The organism is Mycobacterium sp. PSTR-4-N (genome assembly GCF_022348085.1).
Lineage (GTDB): Bacteria > Actinomycetota > Actinomycetes > Mycobacteriales > Mycobacteriaceae > Mycobacterium.
Genome location: NZ_JAKRFN010000006.1, coordinates 281440 through 308369, shown reverse-complemented (window position 1 = coordinate 308369; position 26930 = coordinate 281440). Strand labels below are relative to the sequence as shown.

15 protein-coding genes are annotated in these 26930 nt (G+C 68.9%); 10 read left to right on the top strand and 5 right to left on the bottom strand.

Annotated features, from left to right (window positions below; all coding sequences use genetic code 11):
- Positions 1 to 68 precede the first annotated feature (68 nt).
- The 9 genes from MHN84_RS11880 (at position 69) to MHN84_RS11840 (ending at position 15039) form a co-directional block, all read left to right on the top strand.
- Positions 69 to 1100 carry an esterase family protein gene (locus MHN84_RS11880; RefSeq protein WP_241204821.1) on the top strand — a complete coding sequence of 344 codons (1032 nt, stop codon included), beginning with the start codon at positions 69 to 71 and terminating at the stop codon, positions 1098 to 1100.
- Positions 1101 to 1229: 129 nt separating this feature from the next.
- Positions 1230 to 2114: an esterase family protein gene (locus tag MHN84_RS11875; RefSeq protein WP_241204820.1), complete on the top strand. Its 885-nt coding sequence runs from the start codon at positions 1230 to 1232 to the stop codon at positions 2112 to 2114.
- Between the two features lie 88 nt (positions 2115 to 2202).
- Positions 2203 to 2643, top strand: a complete 441-nt coding sequence (locus MHN84_RS11870; RefSeq protein ID WP_241204819.1) for a DUF732 domain-containing protein — start codon at positions 2203 to 2205, stop codon at positions 2641 to 2643.
- Positions 2644 to 2658: 15 nt separating this feature from the next.
- Positions 2659 to 3681: a cutinase family protein gene (locus MHN84_RS11865; RefSeq protein WP_241204818.1), complete on the top strand. Its 1023-nt coding sequence runs from the start codon at positions 2659 to 2661 to the stop codon at positions 3679 to 3681.
- 162 nt (positions 3682 to 3843) lie between these two features.
- Positions 3844 to 5733 (top strand): long-chain-fatty-acid--AMP ligase FadD32, encoded by a 1890-nt coding sequence (fadD32, locus tag MHN84_RS11860; RefSeq protein ID WP_241204817.1) that lies wholly within the window; start codon positions 3844 to 3846, stop codon positions 5731 to 5733.
- Positions 5734 to 5800: 67 nt separating this feature from the next.
- Positions 5801 to 11221, top strand: a complete 5421-nt coding sequence (pks13, locus tag MHN84_RS11855; RefSeq protein ID WP_241204816.1) for a polyketide synthase Pks13 — start codon at positions 5801 to 5803, stop codon at positions 11219 to 11221.
- Complete coding sequence (locus tag MHN84_RS11850; protein WP_241204815.1) at positions 11218 to 12771, top strand: acyl-CoA carboxylase subunit beta; 1554 nt, start codon at positions 11218 to 11220, stop codon at positions 12769 to 12771. The genes pks13 and MHN84_RS11850 overlap by 4 nt, the downstream gene beginning before the upstream one ends.
- A gap of 26 nt (positions 12772 to 12797) precedes the next feature.
- Positions 12798 to 13709 (top strand): DUF4331 family protein, encoded by a 912-nt coding sequence (locus MHN84_RS11845; protein ID WP_241204814.1) that lies wholly within the window; start codon positions 12798 to 12800, stop codon positions 13707 to 13709.
- A 10-nt stretch (positions 13710 to 13719) separates the two neighbouring features.
- The gene (locus tag MHN84_RS11840; protein ID WP_241204813.1) at positions 13720 to 15039 is read left to right on the top strand and encodes a serine/threonine-protein kinase; all 1320 of its coding nucleotides are present in this window, start codon (positions 13720 to 13722) and stop codon (positions 15037 to 15039) included.
- A 1-nt stretch (position 15040) separates the two neighbouring features.
- On the opposite strand, the gene MHN84_RS11835 is transcribed toward MHN84_RS11840, so the two are convergent.
- Entirely contained in the window at positions 15041 to 15688 is a 648-nt protein-coding gene (locus MHN84_RS11835) for a DUF998 domain-containing protein (protein WP_241204812.1), read from the bottom strand.
- A gap of 62 nt (positions 15689 to 15750) precedes the next feature.
- Between MHN84_RS11835 and MHN84_RS11830 the strand changes: the two genes are divergently transcribed.
- Positions 15751 to 16455: a TetR/AcrR family transcriptional regulator gene (locus MHN84_RS11830; protein WP_241204811.1), complete on the top strand. Its 705-nt coding sequence runs from the start codon at positions 15751 to 15753 to the stop codon at positions 16453 to 16455.
- On the opposite strand, the gene MHN84_RS11825 is transcribed toward MHN84_RS11830, so the two are convergent.
- From MHN84_RS11825 to MHN84_RS11810, 4 genes are read right to left on the bottom strand one after another with little or no spacing between them, the layout of a single operon-like run.
- Positions 16371 to 17249 carry an MBL fold metallo-hydrolase gene (locus tag MHN84_RS11825; protein WP_241204810.1) on the bottom strand — a complete coding sequence of 293 codons (879 nt, stop codon included), beginning with the start codon at positions 17247 to 17249 and terminating at the stop codon, positions 16371 to 16373. The two genes, MHN84_RS11830 and MHN84_RS11825, sit on opposite strands and share 85 nt — an antisense overlap.
- The gene (locus MHN84_RS11820) at positions 17246 to 20425 is read right to left on the bottom strand and encodes an arabinosyltransferase domain-containing protein (RefSeq protein WP_241204809.1); all 3180 of its coding nucleotides are present in this window, start codon (positions 20423 to 20425) and stop codon (positions 17246 to 17248) included. Before MHN84_RS11820 ends, MHN84_RS11825 begins: the two co-directional genes overlap by 4 nt.
- Positions 20426 to 20442: 17 nt before the next feature.
- A complete protein-coding gene (locus MHN84_RS11815) occupies positions 20443 to 23694 on the bottom strand; it encodes an arabinosyltransferase domain-containing protein (protein ID WP_241204808.1) in 3252 nt (1083 codons plus the stop codon).
- 21 nt (positions 23695 to 23715) lie between these two features.
- Positions 23716 to 26928, bottom strand: coding sequence for an arabinosyltransferase domain-containing protein (locus MHN84_RS11810; RefSeq protein WP_241204807.1), 3213 nt, complete (start codon positions 26926 to 26928; stop codon positions 23716 to 23718).
- Between the last annotated feature and the right edge of the window lie 2 nt (positions 26929 to 26930).

Genomic DNA, 26930 nt, shown 5'->3' with positions numbered 1-26930 from the left:
GGGCACGAGGCCGGGTCGGGGACCGGCGGCTGGTTGCTGCTGTACGACGAGATGGGACACGAAAAAGCATGAAGTTCGGTGTAAGGCTGCGCGCCAACGCGCGACGGCTCACGATCGCGGCCCTGGTGGCAGCCGTGTTGCCCGCCGTGATCGGTGTGGTGGGCGGCTCCGCGACGGCGAGCGCGTTCTCGCGCCCGGGTCTGCCGGTGGAGTACCTGATGGTGCCCTCGGCCGGTATGGGTCGCGACATCAAGGTGCAGTTCCAGAGCGGCGGCCCCAATGCGCCCGGTCTCTACCTGCTCGACGGTCTGCGCGCGCAGGACGACTTCAACGGCTGGGACATCAACACCCAGGCGTTCGAGTGGTACCTCGACTCCGGCCTGGCGACGATCATGCCGGTCGGCGGCCAGTCCAGCTTCTACAGCGACTGGTACAAGCCGGCGTGCGGTAAGGCCGGTTGCCAGACCTACAAGTGGGAGACGTTCCTCACCCAGGAGCTGCCCGCGTACCTGGCCGCCAACAAGGGTGTGAACCCCAACCGCAACGCGGCCGTCGGCCTGTCGATGGCGGGTTCGGCCGCGCTGACGCTGGCGATCTACCACCCCAACCAGTTCCAGTACGCCGGGTCGCTGTCCGGCTTCCTGAACCTGTCCGAGGGCTGGTGGCCCGCGCTGGTCAACATCTCCATGGGTGACGCCGGTGGCTTCAAGGCCAACGACATGTGGGGCCCCACCGAGGACCCCAACAGCGCCTGGAAGCGCAACGACCCGATGGTCAACATCGGCAAGCTCGTCGCGAACAACACCCGCATCTGGATCTACTGCGGTAACGGCAAGCCGTCGGAGCTGGGCGGTAACAACCTGCCCGCCAAGTTCCTCGAGGGTCTGACGATCCGCACCAACCGGACTTTCCAGGAGGAGTACTTGAAGGCCGGCGGGACCAACGGCGTGTTCAACTTCCCGTCCTCCGGCGCCCACGACTGGGGCTACTGGGGCCAGCAGCTCCAGCAGATGAAGCCTGACGTCCAGCGGGTGCTCGGCGCGGTCCCGCAGCCGTCGGCTCCGCCCGCACCGGTCGAGGCTCCGGCCGACGGCGGCTAGTCCGACTGCTGTTCGTCACTGACGGCGGTGTCCCTGCAGGGGCGCCGCCGTCAGTCGCTTTGCCCCCCGACCCGTCGGGGTGATGTGGTTCACTACGTTGCGGTCGGTGTGATTCGAGAGGTGGGGTTGATGCGTGGGCTGATCCGGACTTTGATGGCCGTCGTGCTGGCGGCTGCGGCAGGCTTCGCCGGCGGGGTGGGCACCGCTCACGCGCAGGGCGTCGAGATGCTGATGGTGCCCTCGGCAGCGATGGGCCGCGCGATCCCGGTCGCGTTCTCCGGCGGCGGTCCACACGCGGTCGTGCTGCTCGACGCCTTCAACGGCGCGCCCGACGTCAGCAACTGGGTGACGGCGGGCAATGCGATGAACACGCTGGCCGGCAAGGGCATCTCGGTGGTCGCCCCGGCCGGTGGTGCGTGGAGCATGTACACCAACTGGGAGCAGGACGGCAGCAAGCAGTGGGAGACCTTCCTCGCCGACGAGCTGCCCAACTGGCTGGCCGCCAACAAGGGGCTGGCGCCCGGCGGGCACGGCATCGTCGGCGCGGCGATGGGCGGCACCGGTGCGGTGACGATGGCGACCTTCCACCCCGACCGCTACCGCTTCGCGGGTTCGCTGTCAGGCTTCCTCACCCCGTCGAACACGACGATGAACGGGGCGATCACCGCGGGTCTGGCGCGGTTCGGCGGCGTCGACACCCGCAACATGTGGGGTCTGCCTCAGCTGGGCCGCTGGAAGTGGCACGACCCCGATGTCCATGTGCAGCTGTTGGCCGACAACAACACGCGTCTGTGGATCTTCAGCCCGTCGACCACGACCTGCACCGACGTGCCGGCGATGATCGGTTACTGCGACCAGGCCCAAGGCAGCAACCGGGCTTTCTACCAGCACTACCGCGCGGTCGGCGGCGGTAACGGTCACTTCGACTTCCCGGCGGCCGGCACCCACGACTGGGGAACGTGGAGCGCGCAGCTGGGTGCGATGAGCGGAGAACTCGTCACGACGATCCGGTAGGCGAGCGCTCCTCGGGAGCCCCGGTACGTTGGAATCCGTGCATCACAGGTCACGGTCCGCATCGGCGGGTGCAGGTGTCGCTGGGTGCTTGCTGGTCGCGACGTCGTTGTTGGCCGGTTGCAGCGCCCGCGACCAGGTGTTCGCCGGGCCGGCCTCGGAGACCCAGCCCTCGCCCGCGCACGGGGAGACGGGCGCGCAGCTGCCGGGCGCGGCCGACCAGGGAGGAGCCAGCAACGCGCTGGTGGTCACGCCGCGCCAGCGCGCCTACCTCGACGCCCTGCGATCCGCGGGGGTGATGCCGTCCAGCGATCTGGCGGCCCTGAGCATCGGCTCCTATGTGTGCCAGGCGCGTGCGGCCAGACAACCCGACCAGGCGGTGTGGGACTTCGTCGCACCGCTGGTACGCAACGACGCGAGCGAACCGGCGTCCGGCGGTGTCACGAGCTCGGGCGCCGCGCTTCCGTCGGCGAACCGGCTCCACGCCGAGACCGCCGACTACATTCGCATCGCCACCGACGAACTCTGCTAGGAGCTTGGACAACACATGGCCAAAACCAATCGGCGTAAACGCCACCGCCTGCTGGCGCTGTTCGCTGCCGGGGCGGTGGGCCTCGCGGTCGTGCTGATCGTCGCCGTCGTGATCGTGGTGCTGCGTCGGCCCGACGGTGGTTCGACGGCCATCCCGCCCACCGCGCTGCCGCCGACGGGCGCGCCGTCCGGCGCACCGGGCACGCCGAGCAAGCCGCGGCCGGCGTTCCAGGACGCCAGCTGCCCCGATGTGCAGCTCATCTCGATCCCCGGCACCTGGGAGTCTTCGCGAGCGCTGGACCCGTTCAACCCCGTGCAGTTCCCCGCGGCGCTGCTGCTGCGCGTCACGAACCCGATCCGCGCCGAGTTCGGTAACGACCGGGTCGAGGTGTTCACCGTTCCCTACACCGCGCAGTTCCACAATCCGCTGTCGGCCGATCAGCAGATGTCCTACAACGACAGCCGGGCCGAGGGCACCCGGGCCGCCGTGCAGGCGATGACAGACATGAACAACCGGTGCCCGTTGACCAGCTATGTGCTGATCGGGTTCTCCCAGGGCGCGGTGATCGCCGGAGACATCGCCAGCGACATCGGCAACGGCCGCGGTCCGGTGGACCAGGATCTGGTGCTGGGCGTGACGCTGGTCGCCGATGGCCGCCGCCAGGACGGCGTCGGGCAGGACATCGGGCCCAACCCGGACGGCCAGGGCGCGGAGATCACCCTGCACGAGGTGCCGACGCTGTCGGCGTTGGGTCTGACGATGACGGGTCCGCGGCCGGGCGGTTTCGGTTCGCTCAACGACCGCACCAACGAGATCTGCGCACGGGGAGATCTGATCTGCGCGGCGCCGTCGTCGGCGTTCAACATCACCCAGCTGCCCAAGACTCTGGAGGTGCTCAGCGGCGGCGCCGGTCAGCCGGTTCATGCGATGTACGCCACCACGCAGTTCTGGGCCCTGGACGGGCAGCCGGCCACCGAGTGGACGCTGAACTGGGCGCGGCAGCTGATCAATAACGCTCCGCAGCCGAAACATGGCTGACACGTGACCGGGAAGATTTGGCCGCGGTCAGGGCGTCGCCTAACATTAAGGGAAATCTAAGACCACAGTTTGAGACCACACGAACGGCGGCTCAGGGGCGGGGGGCCGTCACCCCGGTACGATTTCGGGGTTTGGGATTCATCCCATGTGATTGGAGTTGAGATGGCGTTCCACAACCCGTTCATCAAGGACGGACTTATCAAGTTCCCGGACAACGGGAGCCTGGTCAAGCACGTCGAGCGATGGGCGAAGGTGCGTGGAGACAAGCTCGCCTACCGGTTCGTCGACTTCTCGACCGAGCGTGACGGGGTCTATCGAGACCTGAACTGGGCGGACTTCGGTGCACGCAACCGTGCCGTCGGCGCACGACTGCAGCAGGTCACCCAGCCCGGCGACCGCGTGGCCATCTTGTGCCCGCAGAACCTGGAGTACCTGGTCGCGTTCTTCGGTGTGCTGTACTCGGGCCGCATCGCCGTGCCGCTGTTCGATCCGAACGAGCCCGGCCACGTCGGCCGGCTGCATGCCGTGCTCGATGACTGCCAGCCCTCGGCGATCCTGACGACGACGGCGGCCGCCGAGGGCGTTCGCAAATTCTTCCGCACCCGGCCGGCCAATCAGCGCCCCCGCGTCATCGCGGTCGACGCGGTGCCCAACGAGGTCGGCTCCACATGGGAGCCCATCGACGTCCAGCACGACACCATCGCCTATCTGCAGTACACGTCCGGGTCCACCCGCATCCCGACCGGTGTGCAGATCACCCATCTGAACCTCGCCACGAACGTGGTCCAGGTGATCGAGGCGCTCGACGGGCAAGAGGGCGACCGCGGCGTGTCGTGGCTGCCGTTCTTCCACGACATGGGCCTGATCACCGTGCTGCTCTCCCCGATGCTCGGGCACTACATCACGTTCATGACACCGGCCGCCTTCGTTCGTCGGCCGGGCCGGTGGATCCGCGAGATGGCCCGCCGCGAGGGTGACACCGGCGGCACCATCTCGGTGGCGCCGAACTTCGCGTTCGACCACGCCGCGGCGCGGGGCGTGCCCAAGGAGGGGGAAGAGCCCCTCGACATGTCGAACATCAAGTGCATCCTCAACGGCAGCGAGCCGATCTCGGCGGCCACGGTCAATCGTTTCAACGAGGCATTCGGCCCCTTCGGTTTCAAGCCGCAGGCCATCAAGCCGTCCTACGGTCTGGCCGAGGCCACGCTGTTCGTCTCGACCACACCCATGAACGCCGAGCCGCGGATCATCTACGTGGACCGCGACGAGCTCAACAACCACCGCTTCGTCGAGGTGCCCGAGGACTCGCCCAAGGCCGTCGCCCAGGCCGGTGCCGGCAAGATCGGTGTCGCGGAGTGGGCGGTCATCGTCGACGCCGACACCGCGAGTGAGCTGCCCGACGGCCAGATCGGCGAGGTGTGGATCAGCGGCCAGAACATGGGCACCGGATACTGGGGCAAGCCCTACGAGACCGCCGCGACATTCCAGAACATCCTCAAGTCGCGTACCGAACCGTCGCATGCCCAAGGCGCCACCGACGACGCGACCTGGGTGCGGACCGGTGACCTCGGCGCGTACCACGAGGGCGAGCTCTACATCACCGGCCGCACGAAGGATCTGGTGATCATCGACGGCCGCAACCATTACCCGCAGGACCTGGAGTACTCGGCGCAGGAGGCCACCAAGGCGTTGCGCACCGGATTCGTCGCCGCGTTCTCCGTGCCGGCCAACCAGCTGCCCGACGAAGTGTTCGCCGACGCGCATTCCGGCCTCAAGCGGGATCCGAGTGACACGTCCGAACAGCTGGTCATCGTCGGCGAGCGCGCACCGGGTGCGCACAAGCTCGAAATGGCTCCCATCGCCGACGACATCCGTGCGGCGATCGCGGTGCGTCACGGTGTGACGGTGCGTGACGTGCTGCTGACTCCCGCCGGTGCCATCCCTCGTACGTCGAGCGGAAAGATCGGCCGCCGCGCCTGCCGCTCGGCCTACCTGGACGGCAGCCTGCGCAGCGGAAAGGTGGCCAACGCCTTCCCGGACGAGACGGACTGACGCCCAACTACATCAACGGCAACAGCGGCCCGAGGGGGCCGCTTGTCGATCGTGAGGTTATGTGAACATGGCTGATTCGCAAGACAATTCGCGCGTACCGGACATGACCGTGAACGACATGCGGGAATGGCTGCGCAACTGGATCGGCAATGCCACCGGGCAGTCCCCGGACTCCATCAACGAGTCGACGCCGATGGTCGAGCTGGGTCTGTCCTCGCGTGACGCGGTCGCCATGGCCAGCGACATCGAGGACCTCACCGGGGTCACGCTCACCGCGACGGTGGCGTTCCGCCATCCCACGATCGAATCGCTGGCGACGGTGATCATCGAGGGCGAGCCGGAAGAGGATCTCGCCGCACTCGATGCCGAGGACTGGTCGCGCGACGGAGACGAGGGTCGGCTCAACATCGCGATCGTCGGCGTCGGCACCCGGTTCCCGGGCGACATGAACACCCCGGACCAGACCTGGGAGGCGTTGCTCGAGGGTCGTGACGCGATCACCGACCTGCCCGAGGGGCGCTGGTCGGAGTTCCTGTCCGAGCCGCGCATCGCCGAGCGAGTGGCCAAGGCGCGCACCCGTGGCGGGTACCTCAAGGACATCAAGGGTTTCGACGCGGAGTTCTTCGCGCTGTCGAAGATGGAAGCCGACAACATCGATCCGCAGCAGCGGATGGCTCTCGAGCTGACGTGGGAAGCGCTGGAGCACGCCAGAATCCCGGCGTCGAGCCTGCGCGGCGGCAATGTCGGCGTGTTCATCGGCAGCTCGGTCAACGACTACATGTTCATGTCGGTCGCCGATCCGACCGTCGCTCATCCCTATGCCATCACCGGTAACTCGAGCGCGGTCATCGCGAACCGGGTCTCGTACTTCTACGACTTCCGCGGCCCGTCGATGGCCATCGACACGGCGTGCTCGTCGGCGCTGGTCGCCGTGCACGAGGGGATGAAGGCGCTGCGCGCCGGGGACGCGGACGTCGTCATCGCCGGCGGCGTCAACGCACTGATCACCCCGCTGGTCACGCTCGGCTTCGACGAGGTCGGCGGCGTGCTGGCCTCCGATGGCCGGATCAAATCGTTCTCCTCCGACGCCGACGGCTACGCCCGCTCGGAGGGCGGCGGCATGATCGTGCTCAAACGCCTCGAGGACGCCCGCCGCGACGGGGACGACATCCTCGCGGTGATCGCGGGTGGCGCGGTCAACCACGACGGCCGCTCCAACGGCATGCTCGCGCCGAACCCCGACGCCCAGGAAGCCGTGCTGCGCAAGGCCTACAAGGACGCGGGCATCGACCCGCGCTCCGTCGACTACGTCGAAGCGCACGGCACCGGCACCATCCTCGGCGACCCGATCGAGGCCGACGCGCTGGGCCGGGTGATCGGCCGCGGCCGCGCTGCCGACAAGCCGGCTCTGCTGGGTGCGGTCAAATCCAATGTGGGCCACCTGGAGTCGGCGGCCGGCGCGGCGAGCCTGGCCAAGGTTGCGCTGGCGCTGCGCAACAACAAGATCCCGCCGTCGATCAACTACGCCGGACCCAACCCCTACATCGACTTCGACGCCGAACACCTGAAGGTGGCCGACACGGTGACCGACTGGCCGCGCTACAGCGGCAAGGCCATCGCCGGTGTGTCCGGGTTCGGCTTCGGCGGCGCCAACGCCCACCTGGTGGTGCGCGAGGTGCTCGCCAGTGACCTCGTCGAGCCCGCTCCCGAACCCGACGTCGCGATCGTGACGCCCGCCAATGACGACGCCAAGGCCGTGTACGTGGGCGGCGTGCGGATGGACGAGTACGGCGAGTTTCTCGACGATGAGCCGCTTGCGCGAAGAGAATCAGGCTTCGACGAGGACGACGTGCTGGACACCCCCGCGGCCGCCGCCGAGGGCGAGTACGAGCTGCCGGGCCTGACCGACCGGGCCGAGGAGCTGCTGGAGGCCGCACGCGAGCAACTCGCAGCCGCGGAGGCGCCGAATCCGATTGTGCCCCTGGCGGTGTCGGGATTCCTGACCTCGCGGAAGAAGGCTGCCGCCGCCGAGCTGGCCGACTGGATCGACAGCCCCGAGGGGCGTGAGTCGTCGCTGGAGTCGATCGGGCGCTCGCTGTCGCGGCGCAACCACGGCCGGTCGCGCGCCGTGGTGCTGGCCCACGATCACGACGAGGCGATCAAGGGCCTGCGCGCCATCGCCGACGGCAAGCCCACCCCGCTCGTCATCAGCGCCGACGGTCCGGTGACCAACGGACCGGTGTGGGTGCTCGCCGGATTCGGCGCGCAGCACCGCAAGATGGGCAAGAGCCTCTACCTGCGAGACGAGACGTTCGCCGAGTGGATCAACAAGGTGGACAGCCTCATTCAGGACGAGCGCGGGTTCTCCATCCTCGAGCTCATCCTCGACGACGCGATCGACTACACCGACGAGACCACCGAGCTGCCGATCGAGAAGGTGCAGCTGGTGATCTTCGCGATCCAGATCGCGCTCGGCGAGCTACTCAAGTCCCACGGCGCGAAACCCGGTGCGCTGGTGGGGCAGTCGCTCGGCGAGGCGGCGGCGGCCTACTTCTCCGGCGGCCTCTCGCTGGAGGACGCGACCCGGACCATCTGCTCGCGCAGCCACCTGATGGGTGAGGGCGAGGCGATGCTGTTCGGCGAGTACATCCGGTTGATGGCGCTGGTCGAGTACTCGGCCGACGAGATCGAGACCGTATTTTCCGACTTCAAGAACCTCGAGGTGTGCGTGTACGCCGCGCCGACGCAGACGGTGATCGGCGGCCCGCCCGACGAGGTGGACGCGATCATCGCTCGCGCAGAATCGGAGGGCAAGTTCGCCCGCAAGTTCCAGACCAAGGGCGCCAGCCACACGTCGCAGATGGATCCGCTGCTCGGCGAACTGGCCGCGGAACTGCAAGGCATCGAGGCACATCCGCTGCAGGTCGCCTACTACTCGACCGTGCACGAGGGCAATCTGATTCGCGCGGGCGCGGAGCCGATCCACGATGTGGACTACTGGAAGAAGGGGCTGCGGCACAGCGTCTACTTCACCCACGGCATCCGCAACGCCGTCGACAACGGGCACACCACGTTCCTCGAGTTGGCGCCCAACCCGGTGGCGCTCATGCAGGCGGGGCTCACCACCGCGGACGCGGGATTGCATGACGCGCAGTTGATCCCGACGCTGGCGCGCAAGCAGGACGAGGTCGACTCGATGACCACGGCCATGGCGCACCTGTTCGTGCACGGCCACGACCTCGACTTCCGCACCCTGTTCCCGCGGACGTCGCGCGGGCTGGCCGGGTCGATGGACTTCGCGAACATTCCGCCCACCCGGTTCAAGCGCAAGCCGCACTGGCTGGATGCGCACTTCACCGGCGACAGCTCGTCGGTGATGCCGGGTAGCCATGTCGCGACGCCGGACGGCCGGCACGTGTGGGAGTTCTCGCCCCGCGGCGAAGCGGATCTGGCGGCGCTGGTGAAAAGCGCTGCGGCGATGGTCCTTCCGGACGCGAAACTGGTCGCCTCCGAGCAGCGCGCGGTGCCCGCCGAGGGCTCTCGCCTGGTCACCACGTTGAGCCGCCATCCGGGCGGGGCGAGTGTGCAGGTGCATGCGCGGATCGACGAATCGTTCACGCTGGTCTACGACGCGATCGTCAGCCGTAACGGTGCGCAGACCGCGCTACCGACCGCGGTCGGAGCCGGCACCATCGCCGAGGGCACCGTGGTCGCGGCGCCAGAGCCGGAGCCGGCGGAAGAAGCCGCCATTCTCCAGGACAACCTGACCGCGGGCGCCGGTCTGGCCGCGAATTTCGCCAAGTGGTCCCCGGATTCGGGCGAGACCATCGGTCAGCGACTCGGCACGATCGTGGGCTCTGCCATGGGCTACGAGCCCGAGGATCTGCCGTGGGAGGTGCCGCTGATCGAGCTGGGGCTGGATTCGCTGATGGCGGTGCGCATCAAGAACCGCGTCGAGTACGACTTCGACCTGCCGCCGATCCAGCTGACCGCGGTGCGCGACGCCAACCTGTACGCGGTGGAGAAGCTGATCGCCTACGCGATCGAGCACCGCGACGAGGTCGACCAGCTCGCCGAGGCCCAGAAGGGCAAGACGGCCGAGGAGATCGCTGCCGAGCAGGCCGAGATGATGGGCGGCGCGAGCACTGTCGCGGAGCTCGAGGCCAAGCTCGCCGAGGCGGGCCACCCGATGGCCGCGCCCGCCGAGCAGTCCCCGGCAGAGCAGATCGCGACCGACAGCGTCGAGGCCCAGCAGGACCTGACGATCCCGGCCCCGCCGACGGATCCGAGCGGCCCGGGCATCCCGCCGCCGCCGACGAACCCAGCCGGCCCGGGCGCCCCGGCCGACAAGCCCAGCGCCGCAAGCCTCGCCGCGAAGGTGCTGACGCAGGAGGCGGTCACCGAGGCGCTCGGCGCCGACGTGCCGCCGCGCGACGCCGCCGAACGCGTCACGTTCGCCACGTGGGCGATCGTCACCGGCAAGTCGCCGGGCGGCATCTTCAACGAGCTGCCCTCGATCGACGACGCGACCGCGCAGAAGCTGGCCGAGCGGCTTTCCGAGCGCGCCGACGGCGAGGTGACCGCCGAACAGGTCAAGTCCGCAGGCACCATCCAGGACCTGTCCACCGTCGTGCGCGATCTGATGGACGCCGGCGAGGTCGACGGGTTCGTCCGCACGATCCGGGCCAGGCCCGAGGGGTCGACGCGCATCCCGGTGTTCGTCTTCCACCCGGCCGGCGGGTCGACCGTGGTCTACGAACCGCTGCTCAAGCGGTTGCCGCCGGACACCCCGATGTACGGATTCGAGCGGGTCGAGGGCTCGGTCGAGGAGCGGGCCGCCGAGTACCTGCCGAAGTTGCGGGAGATCCAGGGCGACGGCCCCTACATCCTGGTCGGTTGGTCGCTCGGTGGGGCACTGGCCTACGCCTGCGCGATCGGGCTCAAGCGCGAGGGCGCCGATGTGCGGTTCGTCGGGCTGATCGACATGGTGCGTCCGGGCGAGGAGATTCCGCAGACCAAAGAGGAGACCCGCGCGCGGTGGGATCGCTACGCCCTGTTCGCGCAGCGCACCTTCAACGTCGAGATCCCCGAGATCCCGTACGAGGACCTCGAGGCGCTCGACGACGAGGGACAGGTCCGCTACGTCCTCGATGCCGTGCAACAGGCCGGGGTGGAGATCCCGGGCGGCATCATCGAGCACCAGCGGACGTCGTACCTGGACAACCGGCTCCTCGAGACCGCGGAGATCCAGCCCTACGACGGTCACGTCACGCTGTACATGGCCGACCGCTACCACGACGACGCGATCTTCTTCGAGCCGCGCTACGCCGTCCGTCAGCCCGACGGCGGCTGGGGCGAATTCGTGGAGGACCTCGAGATCGTGCCGGTCGGGGGCGAGCACATCCAGGTCATCGACGAGCCGTACATTTCCAAGGTCGGGGCACACCTGAGTGAAGCGATCACCGTGATCGAGAGCGAGAGCAAGTGACCACGAAAACGACGGCGGAACTGCTGACCGAGCTCCGGGAGAAACTGGAGCTGGCCAAGGAGCCGGGCGGCGAGAAAGCCGTCGCGAAGCGGGCGAAGAAGGGCATCCCCTCAGCCCGGGACCGCATCTACGAGCTGCTCGACCCGGGCAGCTTCCTCGAGATCGGGGCACTGGCCAAGACTCCGGGTGACCCGGAAGCGCTCTACGGCGACGGCGTGGTCACCGGACACGGCACCATCAACGGCCGTCCGGTGGGTGTGTTCAGCCATGACCAGACCGTCTTCCAGGGCTCGGTCGGTGAGATGTTCGGCCGCAAGGTCGCGCGCCTGATGGAGTGGGTCGCGATGGTCGGCTGCCCGATCATCGGCATCAACGACTCGGCGGGCGCGCGCATCCAGGACGCGGTGACGTCGCTGGCCTGGTACGCCGAGTTGGGCCGCCGCCACGAGATGCTGCGCGGACTGGTGCCCGAGATCTCGCTGATCTTCGGCAAGTGTGCCGGCGGCGCGGTGTACTCGCCGATCCAGACGGATTTGATCGTCGCGGTGCGCGACCAGGGATACATGTTCATCACCGGCCCCGACGTCATCAAGGACGTCACCGGTGAGGACGTCACGTTCGACGAACTCGGCGGCGCCGATGTGCAGGCGCAGCGCGGCAACATCCACAAGGTCGTCGAATCGGAGGCTGCCGCCTACCAGTACGTGCGGGACTATCTGAGCTTCCTTCCCGCCAACCACTTCGACGACGCACCGATCATCAACCCCGGGCTGGAACCGGAGATCACGCCGCACGACCTCGAGCTGGACACGATCGTGCCGGACTCCGACAACCAGGCCTACGACATGATGGAGATCCTGCTGCGGATCTTCGACGACGGCGACGTGTTCGAGGTCTCCGATCAGCGCGGCCGCGCGATGATCACCGCGTTTGCCCGGGTCGACGGCCGGCCGGTCGGTGTCATCGCCAACCAGCCCATGGTGCTCTCCGGTGCGGTCGACAGCGAGGCGTCCGACAAGGCATCGAGCTTCATCCGGTTCTGCGATTCGTTCAACCTGCCGTTGGTGTTCGTCGTCGACACCCCGGGCGCCATGCCCGGCGTCGAGGAGGAGAAGAACGGCATCATCAAGCGCGGCGGCCGGTTCTTCAACGCGATCGTCGAGGCCGACGTCCCGAAGGTGACGATCGTGGTCCGTAAGGCGTACGGCGGCGGTTACGCGGTGATGGGCTCCAAGCAGCTCTCCGCGGATCTGAACTTCGCGTGGCCGACGGCCCGTATCGCGGTGATCGGCGCCGAGGGTGCGGCGCAGCTGTTGGTGAAGCGGTTCCCTGATCCGACCGCGCCCGAGGTGCAGAAGATCCGCAAGGACTTCATCGAGGGCTACAACCTCAACATGGCCACCCCGTGGATCGCGGCCGAGCGCGGCTACATCGACGGCGTGATCGAACCGCACGAGACGCGGCTGCTGCTGCGCAAGTCGCTCAAGCTGCTGCGCGACAAGCAACCGTTCCCGAAGGTGCTGCGCAAACACGGCCTGACGCCCATCTAGAACTGTGGTGCGGTTGGATAGAGCTCGTGTCGACTGACTTCACCGGGCTGCGTCGGGGTGCGCCGCTGGGCGATCCACGTTTGGACCTGTGCGATCTGTACGTGTTCCCGTCCCCCAGGGACCCGGGCCGCACGGCGCTGATCCTGACTGCGAACCCGAACGCGGATGCGATGCATCCCGACGCGGTGTACCGCATCGCGATCGACAACGACGGGGATCTGCGCAACGACATCGCGTTCAACTTCGTCTTCTCCGAGCCTTTCGGGGAGCCGTCTTCGCCTCGCCAGAAAGTCGATGTCCGCTTGGCTCTGCAAGCCGAGGCGCGCGTCGATGCCGCAGTCGGGTCGGAGATCTTCGGCGGGCTGGACGTGTCGTTCGACGACGAGCCGCATCTGTGGCGGTCGCGGTCGGGCTCGTTCTCGTTCTTCGCCGGCGCGCGCAGCGACGCGGCGTTCACGGGCTCGAAGGTCATCGCGATGGCTGTGGAGTTGCCGACGGCCTACCTCGGTGCCGCGCCGGACGTGCGGATCTGGGCGCGCTGCAGCGTCAACACCGACGGCCGGTGGGTACACGCGGACCGGGCCGCGCACCCGTGGGTCAGCGGGTTCTTCCCCGATGACGAGCAACTCGCCGAGTTCAACGCGGGCGAGCCGAACCGCGACCAGGGCCGCTGGATGGGGCATCTCATCGAGCTGATGGGCGAGACGGGCGGTTACACCCGCTCGGAGGCCATCGACGCGATCACCGCGGAAGGCACGCTGCCCGATGTGCTGACGTACAACCCGAGCAAGCCCGCCGGATACCCGAACGGCCGCACGCTGCGCGACGATGTCGCCGACTACCGGTCGAAGTTCCTGACCAACGGCCGGACCGCTCTCACCGACTTCGCGCCGGGCGGGGACTTCCTGCCCGACTTCCCCTACCTCAACGCGCCGTAGGGGTTTCGCGATGCCGCTGACCGACGGGGACGTGATCGCGGGCTACACGGTCATGCGGCTGCTGGGCTCGGGGGGCATGGGTGAGGTGTATCTGGCCCGGCACCCGCGGTTGCCTCGTAACGACGCCGTGAAGGTGCTCTCGGCCTCGGTGTGTGCCGACACCGAGTACCGGGAGCGCTTCAACCGGGAAGCCGACATCGCGGCCACACTGTGGCACCCGCACATCGTGTCGGTGCACGACCGGGGCGACTTCGACGGCCGGTTGTGGTTGTCGATGGATCACGTCGAGGGCACCGACGCCGCGCAGCTGCTCGCCGAGCGGTATCCCGATGGCATGCCGCCGGAGCTGGTGGTCCGCATTGTGACCGCGGTGGGGGAGGCGCTGGATTACGCGCATGCGCGCGGTCTGCTGCACCGCGACGTCAAACCGGCCAACATCCTGATCGCCGACCCCGGCACCGATGATGAGCGAATCCTGTTGGCGGACTTCGGCATTGCGCGCAGGGTCGGTGAGGTCAGCGCGTTGACGGGCACGGACATGACGGTCGGCACCGTGGCCTACTCGGCACCGGAGCAGCTCACCGCCGACAAGGACATCGACGGTCGGGCCGATCAGTATGCACTCGCGGCGACGGCCTACCAGTTGCTGACGGGGTCGCCGCCGTTCCAACATTCGAACCCGGCGATCGTGATCAGTTCACATCTGTCGGCGCGGCCGCCGTCGATCGCGCAGGCGCGGCCCGATCTGTCGGGGTTGGGCGGTGCCCTGGAGAAGGCGCTGGCCAAGTCGCCTGCCGACCGGTTCGAACGCTGCATCGACTTCGCGAGGGCGCTGGCCAACCGGACCGGGTTGGTGGCACCGACGCACGGCGTGGACCCGCAGGCGACGATGCCGGCGCAGTCCGCCGCGGCCGGGCCGCGCCATGCGAAACCGGATCGGGCTGCTGCTCGCTCGCGAGGACGCACCCTCGCGGTGGTGGCGCTGGTGCTGTCGCTGCTGGCGGTCGTCGCGACGCTGTTCGTGGTGCTGCACGACGAGCCGGCGAAGACGGACACCGTCGCGGTGCCCGTGGTGGTGATCGGCGCGGACTGTGGGACGCTGGGCGCGGCCGGGATCACCGAACAGAAGGCGCAGGCCTACTGCGCGAAGGTGACCGGGTCGGATCAGCAATTGTGGTCGCTGTATTCGTCCGATATCGCCAAGCCGACCGGCACCGGGGACGTCCCGGTTCAGGTGTGCGTGCAGCAGACCGATCGGTCGCAGGACGAATGTCAGGGCGACATCGCGCGGGAGAACGCCGATCCCAGCGCCAACGACAACACCAACTAGGTCAGACGCTGCGGTACAGCCGGATCGACACCGCGCAGAGCCAGGCCCAGCTCAGCACGACGGCGACGGTGAAGGCGAGCAGCGCCGCGGTGCCGCCCTGCCCGGAGGACAGCCACACGAAGCTCGCCGCGAACACGAGCCCGACGATCCGCGACGGCCAGCCGCCGAACACGAAGCACGCCGCGACCAGACACGCGAAACCCACACCGGCCACTGCGAAGTGGGTGATGCCGTGCCACGTCATCACGCCGGGTCCGGCGGGCGTGCCGGGCGGGAATCCGTCGGAAGGATCCGCGCGGAACAGGCCCGCGAGCATCAGCGCCAGCCCGTAGCCGCAGAGAAGTCCTGCCGTCCACATCGCACGCCTGCCCCGCCCCAGCGCTCGGCCGACGCCGACGCCTGCGGCGATCGTCATCGCGCCGCACACCAGGAATGTGGCGATCTGAATCCATCCGAGGTCGCCGTTGGCGAGCTGGCTCGCGGCGTGGCGGGTCGGGTCGAATCCGTCGCGGGTGGCGGCCTGCACCGCGACCGACAGCACGTACAGGGGGCCTGCGATCACGCCGTAGCCGAGAAGCGATTTGGTGATGCGATCTGCGAGCGGCGGGCAATCGGTCGTGGTCAACACGCCTCCCGGGTCAGCGGTCATGCCAGAATGGAACTAGACCGTACAGTACCCGAAACTGGACTGTCCAGTACCGAAGAGGTGTGATGCCGGAACAGAGTCGATCGGCCCGCAAGCGCGCGACCATCCTGGCCGAGGGGCGCCGACTGTTCCTCGCCCACGGCTACCAGGGCACCAGTGTCGACGCGATCGCGGCGGCCGCGGAGGTCTCCAAACAGACGGTCTACAAACAGTTCGGCGACAAACTCGCCCTGCTGATGGCGATCGTGGACGAGGCGTTGACCCACACCGTGGGCAGCTTCACCGCGCGCGTCGCCGAACTCGCCGAGAGCACCGACCTGGAGCAGGATCTGACGGTGCTGGCTCGCGACTATCTGCATGCGGTGCTGGCCGAACCGGTGGTCCAACTGCGCCGCCTGGTGATCGGCGAGGCCAATCGCGTGCCCGATCTCGCCGAGGCGTATCTGCGGCGGGCGCCGGGCCGGATGCTGGCGGCGTTCGCCGACTGCTTCGAGGCGCTCGATCGCCGCGGCTTGCTCACGATCGACGAAAGTGACGTCGCCGCCGAGCATTTCGCGTTCCTGGTCGTCGGACGGTGCATCGACGAGGCCCTGTTCCGCGGCGGTCCGGCGGTGCAGGGCAGCCTCGACGTGGACAGGCAGGCGCGCGACGGTGTGCGGGTGTTCCTCGCCGCCTACGGCCCCCGTCAGATCGCAGAGAGCGCGAGCCACTCGCCGACCGCGAACCCGTCTTCTCGCGTGTCGAGGGTCGCCCCACCCCGGCCGGGATAGTGCGCCGGGATCACGGCCGCGCCCCGGCGCGCCGCTTCGGTCAACACACGGTGCCGGGTTCGCGCGGCCGCTTCGGGGTCTTCGTCGAACGCGCACGCATCGTCTGGGCGGATCAGTTGGATCGGGCAGTGCGTCAGATCGCCGACGAAGACGGCGGGCACGCCGGCCTCGAGCCACACCACCGAGGAACCGGGGGTGTGACCGCTGGCCGGCCGCAGCCACAGCGAGTCGCTGAGCTGATGATCGCCGGAGTACAGCTCGGTCTGGTCGGCGACGGGAATCACGCTGTCGGCAAACACGATTCGCATGTCCTCGCCTGCGCCGTCGCTGTCGGGTGAGAAGTGACGGTAGTCGGCGTCGGGCATCAGGTAGCGGGCGTTGGGGAACGTCGGCACCCACGCGCCGTCGACCAGTCGGGTGTTCCAGCCGACGTGATCGGTGTGCAGATGCGTGTTGATAACGACATCGACGTCGTCCGGCGCCACCCCGGCGGCAGCCAGCGTGTCCAGATAACCGGTCTGCAGCTGGTGCAGCGGGGCGAAGTGGGGCCGGTCCCTGTCGTTGCCGACACCGGTGTCGACCAGCACGATCAACCCGTCGACCTGCAGCACCCACGTCTGCATCGCGATCTTCCACTGGCCGGCGGCGCGGTCCCAGAACAGCGGTTCCAGAAGGTCGGCGTGGTCGGCCCACACGTGTGCCGGCGTCTGGCCGAACAGCGACGTCGTCATCTGGACCCGGAGCTCGACCACCCGCGTCAGCGTGGCCCGGCCGAGCTGGATCCGCTCGGTCACGGCTCGATGCGCATCGGGCCGGGCGACCACAGTCCCGAATGTGTGGCGTCGCCGAGGTCTATCTGGGCCGGCTGGGCGTCGACGATGGTGTCGAAACGGCGCAGCGACCCCCAGTCCTGACCCCAATCCTGGGAGAGGTAGGTGGACATCACCGACGCGCGTAGCAGCAGATCGGTGATTCCCAGCAGGCCGCCGTTCTTGCCGTCCTGCCAGGTGTCGGTGCTCTGCAGTTTGGCGAAGTAGTCGGGTGAGATTCGGAATTTGGGCACGTCGGTGACGCCGTTGGCGTGCAGCATCGGCTGCTGGCAGGGGAACGCGAGCCCGACGGCCCAGTCCATCAGCACCGGCTGGGTGGAACCGATGTACTCCTGCACCGAGCGGACCTCCGGCACCCGCGGCGGCGTCACCGCCACCCAGTCGCCCTGCCCCAGCGACAAATCCTCGGCGACCACGCGGACCGCGACCGCGTCGGTGGGGATCTGCGAGCGCGGGTACCGCAGGTTGCGCCAAGACGGCGTGGGGCCGATGTCGTAGGGCTGCACCCGGCCGGCCGGAACCGGCGTGCCGTCGGGACCCCGGGTCGCGTACTCGAGTTCCACGGTCTGGCCCGAGGTCAGTCCGTTGGCGACGCTGGTGCCCTCGATCGTGCCGGCCGCGGTGATCACCACAAGGGGGTGCGCATCGTCGGGCGCGGGCAGCGCGTACCAGGCCGAGGTGAGACGGCTTTCCTGTTGCGCAGCAGTCGAATACGAACCCGCGACCGGCACGCGCGCGGGGTCCAGGCCGTAGGGCAGCGGCACTGTCGACCCGTTGATCCCCGGCCGGGACAGCTTGATCGGCCGGTTCCAGTCGTAGTCGGTGCCCGGTTGCGGATTGTTGAGCCGGATGGCCTCGGCGATGATCTTCTCCGGAACCCCGTTGGGGGAGAACCCGGTTGGCGTCGCACCGCCCAGTGGTCCGAGCGCGCCGTAGTCGCCGGGAAGGGGTGCGAGGAATCCCGCGTTCGAATCCGGTTCCACCAGAACATCGTCGGCCAGGCCGCAGCCCCCGGCGAACGCCCGCACGTTGGCCCACCCGTTGGAGTATGTGGGGTACTGACGAATGACGCCGATGGCCATCGAGACGACCGACACCACCACCATCAGCCCGGCCGCGATCGGGATGGGCGCCGTCGTCAGCAGCCGGACGAGCCGGGGTTCTCGCCGCGGCGACAGGTGCAGCCAGTACGCCCACAGTGCGGCCACCACGAACAGCGCGAAGAACACGGTGCTGACGCTCACGCCGCCGATCTTGGGCACCGAATTGTTGAACGGCACACCGAAATTCGACACATACCACCAGCCGTTGGTGGAGGCGAAGCACAGGGCCAGCACGAAGAACACCAGTGACAGGAACGCCATGCGGTTGCGGGCCGAACGCAACACGACCGGGGACACCATCACGGTGGCCAGCGCCGCCATCGCGCCACCCACGGCGGCGAACAGCCCGAAGTGATGAATCCACTTGGTGGGGGTGAACATCAGGAAGAAGATGGTCGCGAAGATCACGCCCATCAGGCGCCACGCCGGACCGGTCGCCACTCCGGGCACCCGCTTGCGGCGCAGCATCATGAACAGCGACGGGAACAGGCACATCGCGGTGAACAGGAAGGCCACCCGCCGCTCGATCGCGCCGTCGGTGGTCGGCAGGATCAGGTAGTAGTACCGCAGGTTCTCGGTGTACCACTCCTGGCTCGGGCCGATCGCGGTACGAATCCTGGTGGCTTCCAGCACCGTTGCCAGTGTCTGGTCGGCGAACACGACGGTGAGCACGATGGTTCCGGCGGCCAGCAGCGGCAGCACCAGGGGCCAGGTCCCCACCAGGGCGCGCCGCCGCATCAGGATGCGCAGGATCGGACGCCCACCGGCGACCAGTGCGGCCACTGCGATCAACCCGGTCGGTTGAATGCCGAGGGTGAACGCCGCGGTGGTGATGGCGAGCGCGGCGGGGGTGAGCCGGCCGGAGGTGATCGCGCGCTCGATCAACACGTAGGTGACCAGTGCGCCGGTGGCGATCTGCCCCTCGGGCCGCAGGCCGTTGTTGAACGGCATCCATGCCGCCAGCAGCACGAACCCGGCGGCCCACATCGCAGCCCGGCTGCTCCACACGGCCGGGCCGAGCCGGGGCAGCACCTCCCGGGACAGCAGCAGCCAGCAGATGAGCGAGCACACCAGGTCGGGCAACCGAATCCAGATGCTGGCGTCACTGACGTGCGTCATCAACGCCAGCAGGTTGTAGTACCAGCCGAACGGGTCCTCGGGGCTGCCGAACCAGCGGAAGTAGTTCGACATGTAGCCGGCGTGGTCGGCCACCCGGGCCATGCCCAGGATGTAGCCGTCGTCGCTGCTGTTGGCGCCGATCACGTACCAGAGCAGGAAGCCGCCGACGACGACGCCGTCGACCGCCGAGAGCGACCGCCAGCGCATCGGGATGAGCCGGTGCATGCGGCGCCCGTCGAGGCGGTCCAGGCGCCACAGGGCGAGCAGCGCGATCACCGTCGAGACGATCGCGAGCAGGATCGCGGTCAGCTTGAGCGCGCTGGGGTGGCTGGTGAAGCGGGTGTCGATGGTCGCGGAGAACTGCAGGCCCGGCGGTGCCGGGCCGACCAGGTCGGTGAACACGCCGACGATGGCCGGCCGCAGGTTGGGGTCGTCGTAGCCGGTGCGCTGCGGTGTTCCGTCGGACTTCCTCAGGCCGACGAATTCGGCGAAGGTGCCGTCGTGCGAGGACGTGATGTCCAGGCGCTCACAACCGCCGATGCGGTTGCGGTTGACGCTGGCCACCACGACGTTGCGGACGATCACGTCGACGCGGGAGGCGGTGACGTTGACCAGCATCGCGTTAAGCGCCGCATCACGGCCCTGCGCGGGTGCCGTGCCCAGCGCCAGACCGCCCCGAGCGGGCATGCCGGCCAGCACGGGGCACGGGATGGAGGCGGTGAGCGTGACCGGGGCCTGCGAGATCAGCGGCGCGGTGACGTTGTCCACCCGGCCCTGTTGCGGCCAGTTCAGCGTCGCCGTGGTCTGGGTGACCGGCAGCAGCGGGGTGGCCACCGCCAGCACGAAGCCGAGCAACCCCGCGATCGTCGCGACCCAGCGCGCCACCTTCACGTCGTCGCGCCTCACGGCTACATCCATGCTGCCGTTCACTCCGTTCACGGCAGAGCCCTGATCGGTCCGCCCCGGCTCCAGCCGAACACTCGGGTCGATCCTTCCTCGACGACGGCGTCGGGCGCCTCGTCGCGCGGTACGACGCGGATGTAGCGCTCCAGTGAGCCCCAGTCGCGGTACCAGTCGTCACGCAGGTACGTCGGAATCGTCGCCGTCCGCAGCAGGGCTTGGATGAACAGGAACGGTCCGCCCGATTCGGCTGACTGCCACTGGTTCGACGACACCACCATCTGCTTGAAGTTCGGGATGATGCGGTACTCCGGCAGCTCGGCGATCCCGAGGTGCTCGGCGAACGGCCGCTGGCAGGGGAAGTTCGCGGCGGTGGCGATGTCCATCAGCACCGGGGTGTCGCTGCCGAGGAACTGCTGGGCGGTCTGCAGCACCGGCACCCGCGGCGGGGTGAACCCGAACCACTGGTCCTCGGACAGGTTGGGGTCGTCGGCGACTATGCGGGCGACGTTGGCCTCCGGCGGCGCCGTCGTCAACGGGAAGCGCAGATTGCGCCACGCCTTCTGCTGGAAGATGTCGATGGGTTGGACTTCGTTCAGCGCCTGGTAGGAGCCGTCGGGCCGGTGCACGCCCCACTGCAGCTTCAGTGACTGGCCATAGTTGAACGAGCCGTCCTCGTTGTAGTACCAGATGGCCCCGGCCGCGGCGACGCTCACCAGCGGCCGGTCGGGGGTTCGGGGAGGCAACTGGTACCAGGCCGAGGTGGCCTTCGCCGCGACGGCATTCTCGCCGTAGCTGCCCATCACCGGAGTGCGCTTGGGGTCCAGCCCGAACGGCAGGAACACCCGGGAACCGTTCACGCCTTCGGGGCCGTAGCCGCCGCCGGTGCCTGCGGCGTATCCGATGCCGATGTTCGGTTTGTCCACCGGGCCGTCGGTGTTGACGGTGCCCGGGTTGGCGGCGACGGGCTCGGCCGGCTCGAGGGTGTCGCTGATGCCGTTGGGCGTGAACCCGACCGGGTCTTCGCCGCCGAGCGGTCCGTACCGGCCCCACTGTTGACCCGGAACCGGTTGCAGCATGCCGGCGTTGGTGTCGGCTTCGACGAGGACGTCGTCGGCCATCGCGCAGCTGTCCGTGCTCAGGCCCGAACGCAGCGCGGCGATGTTGGCTGCGCCGGTGGTGTAGACGGGGTAGCGGCCCGCGGTCGCCTTGAGCATCGAGCCGAGTTCGAGGACGACCATGATGATCGCGACGACGAGCAGCGGGGTGGACGCCAGCGCGCGGTTGCGGCCGGTGTCGGCGACCTGGGTGTGGCCCGCGTAGTCGATGCGGAAGTGCAGCCAGGCCGAGAGCAGGCCACCCGCGATGGCCAGCACCAGGAAGATCGTGGTGACCGGGAAGTGCGCGATCACCGGCTGCTTGTCGAACCACGGGACGCCGTAGTTGCCGACGTAGAACCAGCCGTTGATGCCGGAGGTCGCCCAGGCCAGGACGAACAGCAGGGCGGTCACGTACAGCGCGAGGTTGCGGCGGCTGTGCAGCCCGACGCGGGCGAACGCGAAAGCAGTCACCCCGCCGAGCGCACCGGCCAGCCCGGCGAAGGCACCGAACTGCACCGCCCACTTCGTCGGGGTCAGGGTCAGCAGCAGCAGACCGATGGCGGCGCTGCCCGTCAGCCGCCACACCGGCCCGCTCACCGCGCCGGGCACCCGGCCGCGTCGCAGCAGCACCATGATCAGCCCGAACACACACAGCAGCAGGACCAGCACGGCGAACCGGCGCGTCAGCGAACCGTCGACGCTCTCTTCGACGGTGAGGTAGTAGTAGCGCAGGAACTCCTGGTACCAGGGGATCGTCGGCCCGACGACGTACTTTATGCGCACCGATTCGGCGACCGTCGCGAGTGTCTGGTCGCGGAACACGATCACCGAGACCAGCGAGACGGCCGCGACCAGGGGCAGCAGTGTCGCCGCGAATCCGTCGGTGCGGCGGCGGCTCGACACGACGCGGGTGATGCCGCGTGCGCCCACCAGCAGCGGCGCCAGCGCGACCAGGCCCTGCGGTGCCAGCGTCACGGAGAACATCGCGATCACGATCGCGACGGCCGACGGCCACAGCCGACGGGTCCCGAGGGTCCACTCGACCAGCATCAGGATCGCCACCACGGCGAAGGCGATGAGCGGTTCGGGCCGCAACCCGTTGTTGAAGGGCAGCCACGCCGCGAGGAACACCGCGGCGGCGGTCCAGGTGGCCACGCGGTTCGCGGCGACGCGGCGGCCCAGCCGGGGAAGCAGGCACCGACTGATGATCAGCCAGGTGCCGATGCCGGCGAGCGTGGCGGGCAGTCGCATCCACACTCCGGCGGCGCTGATCGAGGCCAGGTGGGCCAGCACGCTCTGGTACCAGTCGAACGGCGCCTCGGACGCCCCGAAATAGCGGTAGTAGTTGGTGGTGTAGCCGGCTTCGCCGGCCACCCGCGCCATCGTCAGGTTGTAACCGTCGTCGGAGGACGTCGCACCGACGACATGCCAGATCAGCAGGCCGCCGATCACGCCGAGATCGGCCACCCAGGTCGCCCAGCCGACGCGTCGCGGGGTGCGCGGCGGGCGCCGTCCGGACACCCGGTCGAGCACCGCGAGCGCGATGATCGAGCCGATCACACAGACGACGCCGAGCGCCATCACCAGCGTCTTCAGCGCGGTCGGCGTGGTGATGAAACGGGTGTCGACGTCGATACGCGCGTTCAGGCCCGATTGCACCGGGACCTGCAGATCGGTGAACACACCGGCCACCTGGGGGCGCTTGTCGACGCCGAGCGTGCCCGTCGCGCCGGGGATGCCGACGAAATCGGCTCCGACCGCACCGACGTTGGCCCACAGCCGCAGCGCGCTGCACGCGCCGCGGTCCACGTCCTGCCGGGGCGCGACCGCGGCGACGGTGTCGCGGAACGCGACGTAGACGACGTCGGCGTTGGCCCGGACGAACAGCCCGTTCCGGCCGGCGTCGATCCCGTCGGCCGGGATCGTCGAGAACACCACTCCGCCGTCGGCGGGCAGGCTCGCCACCGCGGTGCAGGGGATCGTGACGTCGAGCGCCCTGGGGGCGCCGGAGACCAGCGGCGCGGTGATGTCGCTGACGGAGCCGTCGGCGTCGGCGCCCTGCGGCCAGAGGATCGTGGCGGTCTGCTGGGTGACCGGGAGAAGCGGTGTGACAGCGCAGCACAGGATGCCGATGAGTCCCAGAACTCCCGCGAGGATCGCGACGAGACGGGAACTGCGGGCAGGCACGAGGCTCGATGGTAGACGGGTCTAGGACAGACGCAGCGGCGCCGGGCTCCACAGCCCGCTACGCGTTGCCGAACCGATATCCAGTCGCGCCACGTCAGCGCCCGGGTAGTAGGGCGTGAGCTGCTGCAGCGCACCCCAGTCGCGGGACCAGTCGTACTTCAGGTAAGTCGGCACGGTGGTGGCGCGCAACAGGAGTTCGGTGATGCCGAGCGGGCCACCGCCGAGGTAGTCCATCACCGGCGAGTTGGCCTCGGCGCCGAAGCGGTCCGGCAGGATGCGCCACTTGGGCACCTCGATGACGCCGAGGCGGTGTCCGAACGGACGTTGGCACGGGAACGCGAGCCCGACCAACCAGTCCAGCAGCACGGGGTCGCTGGAACCCACGACGTCCTGCAGCGTGCGCAGCTCCGGGATGCGGGGCGGGGTGACGGCGATCCAGTGCGTCGGGCTGAGATCGTCGTCGGTGGCCACCAGCCGGATCCGAGTGGCGTCGGCGGGGATGGCCGACAGCGGCACACGCAGGTTGCGCCACGCGGGTGCCGCACCCACATCGGCGAAGCCGACGCTGCCGCCCGGGATGTCGTCGTCGCCCGCCCACTGGACCACGAGGTCGTCGGGGTCGAACCGGCCCGCCGCCGACACCACCAGCAGTGAGTCGGAGCGGTCGCCGGCGTTCCAGCCGGCGGGCAGGCGGTACCAGGCCGAGCGCAGGAACGCGGGCGCCTGCGTGCCGCTGCGCCAGCTGCCCAGCACGGGGGTGCGCGCGGGGTTCAGGTTGTAGGGCAGCCGGGCGCGGGAGCCGTTGATCCCGGCAGCGGCGGTCGTGCCGCCCTCGGTGCCCGCTTCGCTGCCGGTGACCACCCCGCTGTCGGAGTCGGCGAAGTTGTCGGAGCCGGGCTGCTCGGACACCGGGTCGGCGGACACGTCGGCCGGAATCCCGTTCGGGGTGAACCCTTCCGATCGCGCGGCGCCGAGCGAGATGCTCACCGGGGTGTCGATCGGGGTGAGGATGCCGGCGTTGGGATCCTGCTCGACCATGACGTCTTCGGCCATGCCGCACGTCTTTCCGGTCAACGCCTCGAGGTTGGACCGGCCGACCGTCCAGGCCGGGTACTGGCCGGTCATCGCCAGCGTCAGCGAGCCCACCTCGAAGATCACCAGGGCCCAGGTGGCGATCGCCAGCGGCGCGCGGGCCACAGACCGCCAGCGCCGCGGGGGCCCCTCGGGTGCGGCATCGCGTCCCGAGAAGTGCACCCAGGCGGCCACCAGCAGGGCGAGCACGGAGAGCCCGAGCAGCATGGTGGTGAACCCGAAGTGCCATTCCGGGAACGAATTCGACCACGGCACACCGAAGTTGGAGACGTACCACCACCCGTTGACGGTCGCGAACGACAGCGCGGTGACGAACAGTACGGCCGCGGCGAACACGGTGCGGTTGCGGCGGGACCGCATGGCTGCGGTCGAGATGGCCACGGCCGCCAGAGCGCCCAGCGAACCGGCCAGCCCGGCGAACACGCCGAAGTGGTGGGTCCACTTGGTCGGGGTGAACATCATCGCCAGGAACGCGATGACGGTGATCCCGATGATGCGGCGGCTCGGTCCGAGTGCGGTCCCAGGTATCCGGCCCTTGCGTAGCGTCATCGCGATCGCCACGGCCAGCGCCAGCAGCACGGTCAGCACCGCGAACCGACGGGCCACCGACCCGTCGGGGCTGGTGGTGAACAGTCGCGAGTAGCGGATGTGCTCGTCGAACCAGGCCAGGCTGGGTCCGACGGCGGACTTGAAGCTGCTGGCCTGCAGTTCGGCGGCCAGCGTCTGATCGCGGAAGATCAGGAAGATCGTCACGGTGCCCGCGGCGGCGATCGGCGCCAGCAGCGCCCAGTAGCCGAACCGCGAGACATGGGCGGCCACAATCGTTTTCAGCGGCCCGACGGCAACCAGTAGCGCGCCGATGGCGGCGATGCCGGTGGGACCGGAGAACAGCGTGAGGGCCCCGATGATCACGGCGATCGCCACGGGCAACAGTCGGCTGGTGGCGACGCCGCGCTCGACCGAGCACCAGGTCAGCAGGATGCCGAGCGCGATGATCGGCTCCGGACGCAGACCGTTGTTCAGCGGCAGCCAGAACGCCAGGAAGAGCCCGGCGGCCGTCCACGCCGCGGCCCGGCTGTGTTTGACCGCGTCGCCGAGGCGGGGGATCACCTCGCGGCTGATCACCCACCAGCAGGCCAGCCCCATCAGCAGCGTGGGCAGCCGCATCCACACACTGGTGGTGCTGACGTGCGCCCACAGGGCGAGCAGGTCGTAGTACCACCCGAACGGCGATTCGGGGGTGCCGAACCAGCGGTAGTAGTTGGCCATGTAGCCGGCGTTCTCCGACACCCGCGCCATGGTCAGGATGTAGCCGTCGTCGGCGGTGTTGGCGCCGACGAAGTGCCACCACACCATCACGACGGTGACCAGCCCGTCCAGCGGGGACAGCGACCACCAGCGCGGCGGCAGGAACCGCTTGTGCCGTCGGCCGTCGGCACTGTCGAGCACGTGCAGCGCGGCCAGCGAGACGATCGTCATCGCGAGCCCGACGATCATCGCGACGAGCTTGAGCACCGTCGGCGACGTGCTGTAACGGGAATCGACGGTGGCCGAGAACGCCAGACCGGGCGGCGCCGGGCCAGACAGGTCGGTGAACACACCGACGATCTGAGGGCGGAAGTCGTAGCCGCTGCGCTCACCGCGAAGCGGCTCTCCGGCATCGGAGGAGTCGGGCGGCTGGGTGAGACCGACGAACTCGCCGGTCACCTTGTCGGCGTGGGCGGTGAACGTCAGCTCGCGGCAGGCCGGGCTGAGGACCTGGTCCAGCGGTGCGCTGACCACCGGGGTGTTGCGGACGATCACCAGAACGTCGTTGTTGACCCGCTCGATGAGCAGCCCGCGGTCGACGGCCTTGGGTGCCTGTTTGGGCACGGTGGACAGCAGCACGGAGCGGCCGGGCCGGTCCAGCCCCGCGGCTGCCTGGCAGGGGATCGTGATGTCGAGATCAGTGGCGACGTAACCGATCAGCGGGGCGTCGACGCTGGCGAGCACCCCGTTCTGCGGCCAGTTCAGCTGCGCGGTGGTCTGCGTCACCGGCAACAGCGGGGTGGCGATCGCCAGCGCGGTGCCCAGCAGGCCCGCGATGATCGCGATCAGGCGCGCGGTGCGGTGGTTACCACTCCTCGCCTGCTGCTCCGCCACGG

Coding starts and splice junctions, on each gene's coding strand:
- MHN84_RS11835 (WP_241204812.1), bottom strand. CDS start 15,688: ATGACCGCTGACCCGGGAGGCGTGTTGACCACGACCGATTGCCCGCCG.
- MHN84_RS11875 (WP_241204820.1), top strand. CDS start 1,230: ATGCGTGGGCTGATCCGGACTTTGATGGCCGTCGTGCTGGCGGCTGCG.
- MHN84_RS11820 (WP_241204809.1), bottom strand. CDS start 20,425: ATGGATGTAGCCGTGAGGCGCGACGACGTGAAGGTGGCGCGCTGGGTC.
- fadD32 (WP_241204817.1), top strand. CDS start 3,844: ATGGCGTTCCACAACCCGTTCATCAAGGACGGACTTATCAAGTTCCCG.
- MHN84_RS11840 (WP_241204813.1), top strand. CDS start 13,720: ATGCCGCTGACCGACGGGGACGTGATCGCGGGCTACACGGTCATGCGG.
- MHN84_RS11830 (WP_241204811.1), top strand. CDS start 15,751: ATGCCGGAACAGAGTCGATCGGCCCGCAAGCGCGCGACCATCCTGGCC.
- MHN84_RS11865 (WP_241204818.1), top strand. CDS start 2,659: ATGGCCAAAACCAATCGGCGTAAACGCCACCGCCTGCTGGCGCTGTTC.
- pks13 (WP_241204816.1), top strand. CDS start 5,801: ATGGCTGATTCGCAAGACAATTCGCGCGTACCGGACATGACCGTGAAC.
- MHN84_RS11880 (WP_241204821.1), top strand. CDS start 69: ATGAAGTTCGGTGTAAGGCTGCGCGCCAACGCGCGACGGCTCACGATC.